This is a genomic window from Aeromonas sp. 600948 (genome assembly GCF_049174875.1).
GTDB lineage: Bacteria > Pseudomonadota > Gammaproteobacteria > Enterobacterales > Aeromonadaceae > Aeromonas > Aeromonas veronii_A.
This window is the reverse complement of the sequence record NZ_JAAKTY010000052.1, coordinates 1-512: the sequence shown is the minus strand read 5'-3', so window position 1 is coordinate 512 and position 512 is coordinate 1. Positions and strand designations below refer to the sequence as shown.

1 protein-coding gene is annotated in these 512 nt (G+C 57.4%); it reads left to right on the top strand.

Annotated features, from left to right (window positions below):
* Positions 1-500: integrase core domain-containing protein (locus tag G5182_RS20135; protein ID WP_421254664.1), on the top strand; the 500-nt coding region annotated here is incomplete at its 5' end.
* Positions 501-512: the final 12 nt, after the last annotated feature.

Below are 512 nucleotides of genomic sequence, written 5' to 3'. Positions count from 1 at the left end.
AGGTGTATCTGCAAACCGTGCTGGACTGCTACAGCCGCCACGCCTGGGGACGGCTCTACACCAGCAAGCTGCCGGTGACCTCGGTCTATGTGCTCAATGAAACGGTACAGTCGTTTTTCGAGGCCCACGAGGCACGGGTCTATACCATCCTGTCGGATAACGGGCGCGAGTTCTGTGGGCGCCCAGACCATCATCCCTACGAGCTGTTCCTGCAACTGGAGGGGATTGAGCACCGGACAACCAAGGTACGCAGGCCGCAGAGCAACGGCTTTATCGAACGGCTGCATCGCACACTGCTGGATGAACACTTCCGTATCAAGGGGAGGACGACCTGGTATGAGTCGGTAGAGCAGATGCAGACAGACCTGGGTAGCTACCTGGCGCACTACAACACCCAGCGGCCGCATCAGGGCAGGATGATGGAGGGACTGACGCCCTACAGCATGTTCAAGAAGGGTCTGAAATTGATACCGAAGGAAGTGCGCTCTAAAGTAGCGTAAACAAGACACCGG